The sequence below is a fragment of the Nostoc cf. edaphicum LEGE 07299 genome, from assembly GCF_015207245.1.
GTDB classification, from domain to species: Bacteria; Cyanobacteriota; Cyanobacteriia; order Cyanobacteriales; family Nostocaceae; genus Nostoc; species Nostoc edaphicum_B.
The window spans coordinates 1-4,598 of the sequence record NZ_JADEXF010000425.1; the positions used below are offsets into that span (position 1 = coordinate 1).

Genomic DNA, 4,598 nt, shown 5'->3' on the forward strand with positions numbered 1-4,598 from the left:
CACTTTGACAGATCCTTAGCCAGAGGTCCCAAAACCACCACATGGATTTGGAACCTGCACGCACTCGCCCATGATTTTGATACACATACAAGCGATTTAGAAGACATCTCCCGCAAGATATTCTCAGCCCACTTCGGCCACTTAGCCGTAGTGATGGTTTGGTTGAGCGGGATGATTTTTCACGGCGCGAAGTTTTCTAACTACGAAGCTTGGTTAAGCGATCCGTTGAACGTTAGACCAAGTGCTCAGGTCGTTTGGCCCATTGTGGGACAAGACATTTTAAACGGTGATGTTGGCGGTGGTTTCCACGGTATTCAAATCACCTCCGGTTTGTTCCAAGTATGGCGTGGCTGGGGGATCACAAACTCCTTCCAGCTTTACGTAACTGCGATCGGTGGCTTGGTATTAGCAGCCTTATTACTATTTGCCGGCTGGTTCCATTACCACAAACGCGCTCCTAAACTGGAATGGTTCCAGAATGTGGAGTCAATGCTGAATCACCACTTGCAAATATTGCTAGGTTGTGGTTCCTTGGGATGGGCAGGTCACATAATCCACGTATCCGCACCGACCAACAAGCTTTTGGATGCAGGCGTTGCTCTCAAAGACATACCCTTGCCCCACGAGTTCATCTTGAACAAAGACTTGTTGACCGAGCTGTATCCCAGCTTTGCTGCTGGTTTAGCACCTTTCTTCACCTTGAACTGGGGTCAGTATGCTGACTTCCTCACCTTCAAGGGCGGTCTAAACCCAGTAACAGGCGGGTTGTGGATGACTGATATTGCTCATCACCACTTAGCGATCGCAGTTATCTTTATTATTGCTGGTCATCAGTACCGTACTAACTGGGGTATTGGTCACAGCATTAAAGAGATCCTGGAAAACCATAAAGGTCCTTTCACTGGTGAAGGTCACAAAGGTCTCTACGAAAACCTGACCTCATCCTGGCACGCTCAGTTGGCTACTAACCTGGCCTTCTTGGGTTCGCTGACCATCATCGTCGCGCATCATATGTACGCGATGCCTCCCTATCCATATTTGGCAACTGATTATGCTACACAGTTGTGCATTTTCACCCACCACATGTGGATTGGTGCATTCTGTATAGTCGGTGGTGCGGCTCACGCTGCCATCTTCATGGTGCGGGATTACGATCCAGTTGTGAACCAAAACAACTTGCTCGATCGGGTGCTTCGTCACCGAGATGCGATTATTTCTCACCTTAACTGGGTGTGTATCTTCCTCGGCTTCCATAGCTTTGGACTTTACATCCACAACGATACAATGCGTGCCTTGGGACGCCCCCAAGACATGTTCTCTGATACTGCGATCCAGTTGCAGCCAGTGTTTGCCCAGTGGGTACAAAATATCCACACCCTAGCTCCTGGTGGCACTGCTCCCAATGCGCTAGAACCCGTTAGCTATGCTTTCGGCGGTGGGATTTTGGCTGTAGGCGGTAAAGTTGCGATGATGCCCATTGCTTTGGGTACGGCGGACTTCTTAATCCACCATATTCACGCATTCCAAATCCACGTTACTGTCCTAATTCTGCTCAAAGGTGTACTGTTTGCCCGTAGCTCTCGTCTGATTCCAGACAAAGCAAACTTGGGCTTCCGTTTCCCCTGCGATGGTCCTGGTCGTGGCGGTACTTGTCAAGTATCTGGTTGGGATCATGTGTTCCTCGGACTTTTCTGGATGTACAACACAATATCCATTGCAATTTTCCACTTCAGCTGGAAGATGCAATCAGATGTCTGGGGAACTGTAGATGCAGATGGTGCTGTGACTCACATCACCGGTGGTAACTTTGCCCAAAGCGCCATCACCATCAACGGTTGGTTGCGAGACTTCTTGTGGGCACAAGCTACGCAAGTCATCAATTCCTATGGCAGTGCGCTATCTGCTTATGGACTCATGTTCTTAGGCGCTCACTTTGTTTGGGCATTCAGCTTGATGTTCCTGTTCAGTGGTCGCGGCTACTGGCAAGAACTAATTGAGTCCATTGTTTGGGCGCATAACAAACTGAAGGTAGCACCAGCAATTCAGCCTCGCGCTTTGAGCATTATTCAGGGTCGGGCTGTAGGGGTAGCTCACTACCTCTTAGGAGGAATTGCCACAACTTGGGCGTTCTTCCATGCACACATCCTTTCAGTAGGGTAGCAATCAGTTATGGAGTGCTGAGTGCTGAGTGCTAAGTGCTGAGAAAAAAACTCGGAACTTAGAACTCAAAACTCAGGACTCTAGAGGCTGGTACTTGATGGCTAAAGGTCAGAGGATTTATTAAACCTATGGCGACGAAATTTCCGAAATTTAGCCAGGATCTCGCACAGGACCCGACGACTCGTCGGATATGGTATGCGATCGCTACAGGCAACGATTTTGAAACCCATGATGGCATGACGGAAGAAAATCTTTACCAAAAGATTTTCGCAACTCACTTCGGTCACTTGGCAATCATCTTCCTGTGGGCATCCAGCCTCCTGTTCCACGTAGCCTGGCAAGGTAACTTTGAACAGTGGATTAAAGATCCCCTTCATATCCGTCCCATCGCCCATGCGATTTGGGACCCCCACTTTGGTAAACCAGCGATCGAAGCTTTTACCCAAGCTGGCGCTAGTAATCCGGTAAACATTACCTACTCTGGTCTCTACCATTGGTGGTATACCATCGGTATGCGGAATAACGGCGAACTGTACAACGGTTCAGTGTTCTTGCTATTATTCGCTGCTGTATTATTGTTTGCTGGTTGGCTGCACTTGCAACCCAAGTATCGTCCTAGCTTGGCATGGTTTAAGAGCGCTGAACATCGCCTAAACCACCACTTAGCAGGTTTGTTTGGTGTTAGTTCTTTGGCTTGGGCTGGTCACTTAATTCACGTTGCTATCCCTGAATCTCGCGGACAGCACGTAGGTTGGGATAACTTCCTATCCACCCCACCCCATCCAGCAGGTTTGACACCTTTCTTTACAGGCAACTGGGGTGTTTATGCTCAAAACCCTGACACTCCTGGGCATATATTCAGCACATCTCAAGGTGCAGGCACTGCAATTCTGACTTTCTTGGGTGGTTTCCATCCCCAGACAGAAGCTTTGTGGCTGACTGACATGGCTCATCACCACTTGGCGATCGCAGTTATCTTTATAGTTGCCGGTCACCAGTACCGGACTAACTTCGGAATTGGTCACAGCATCAAAGAAATGCTGAACTCCAAATCCGGTTTAGTACCTAATACCAAAAGTGAAGGTCAGTTCAACCTGCCTCACCAAGGGTTGTACGACACCTATAACAATTCACTGCACTTCCAGTTAGGTATTCACCTAGCTGCTTTAGGAACCATCACCTCTTTGGTGGCACAGCATATGTACGCCATGCCTCCTTATGCATTTATTGCTAAGGACTACACAACTCAGGCAGCGCTGTACACGCACCATCAATACATTGCTGGTTTTCTGATACTTGGTGCTTTTGCTCACGGAGCAATCTTTTGGGTTCGTGATTACGATCCAGAGCAAAATAAGGGCAACGTCCTTGAGCGCGTGTTGAAGCACAAAGAAGCGATTATTTCCCACCTTAGCTGGGTATCCCTTTTCTTGGGCTTCCACACCCTTGGTTTATACGTACACAACGACGTAGTAGTTGCTTTCGGTACTCCTGAAAAGCAAATCTTGATTGAGCCAGTATTTGCTCAATTCGTCCAAGCTGCAAACGGTAAAGTACTGTACGGTTTAGATACATTGCTATCTAACCCAGATAGTATTGCTTACACAGCATGGCCTAACTACGCTAACGTTTGGCTTCCAGGTTGGTTAGATGCCATCAATGCTGGTACTAACTCCCTGTTCTTGACAATTGGCCCTGGCGACTTCTTGGTTCACCATGCGATCGCTTTAGGTCTCCACACCACCACCTTGATCTTGGTCAAAGGTGCTTTGGATGCTCGTGGTTCTAAGCTGATGCCCGATAAAAAGGACTTCGGCTATGCCTTCCCTTGCGACGGCCCCGGTCGTGGCGGTACTTGCGACATCTCAGGTTGGGATTCCTTCTACCTTGCTACATTCTGGATGCTCAACACCCTTGGTTGGGTTACGTTCTACTGGCATTGGAAGCATCTAGGTATTTGGCAAGGCAACGTAGCTCAGTTCAATGAGAACTCTACATATCTCATGGGCTGGTTCCGCGATTACCTCTGGGCTAACTCTGCTCAGTTGATTAACGGTTATAACCCTTATGGCGTGAATAACCTTTCTGTCTGGGCTTGGATGTTCCTGTTTGGACACCTAGTTTGGGCTACTGGCTTCATGTTCTTAATCTCCTGGAGAGGTTACTGGCAAGAGTTGATTGAAACCCTTGTTTGGGCACACGAACGCACTCCTCTAGCTAACCTAGTTCGCTGGAAAGACAAGCCCGTGGCTCTGTCTATTGTTCAAGGTCGTGTAGTTGGTCTAGCTCACTTCACTGTTGGCTACATCGTTACTTACGCTGCATTCTTGATTGCTTCTACTGCTGGTAAGTTCGGTTAATTCGGCTGCTAGTTTTGTAGGTAATTAATAAAAATCCCCTGCCGCAAGGTGGGGGATTTTTATTACTTAGTCCAAGTA

General features: G+C 48.2%; 2 protein-coding genes. Both read left to right on the forward strand.

Going from position 1 to position 4,598, the window contains the following annotated elements:
• Window positions 1-2,160, forward strand: a 2,160-nt coding sequence (psaA, locus tag IQ229_RS14000; RefSeq protein ID WP_194044653.1) for a photosystem I core protein PsaA, incomplete at its 5' end; no start/stop codon positions are given.
• Between the two features lie 128 nt (window positions 2,161-2,288).
• Window positions 2,289-4,520 carry a photosystem I core protein PsaB gene (psaB, locus tag IQ229_RS14005; protein ID WP_194044655.1) on the forward strand — a complete coding sequence of 744 codons (2,232 nt, stop codon included), beginning with the start codon at window positions 2,289-2,291 and terminating at the stop codon, window positions 4,518-4,520.
• Window positions 4,521-4,598 lie beyond the last annotated feature (78 nt).

Bases quoted from the DNA above. Each gene is read 5' to 3' on its own strand.
- psaB (WP_194044655.1), top strand. From the start codon at position 2,289: ATGGCGACGAAATTTCCGAAATTTAGCCAGGATCTCGCACAGGACCCG.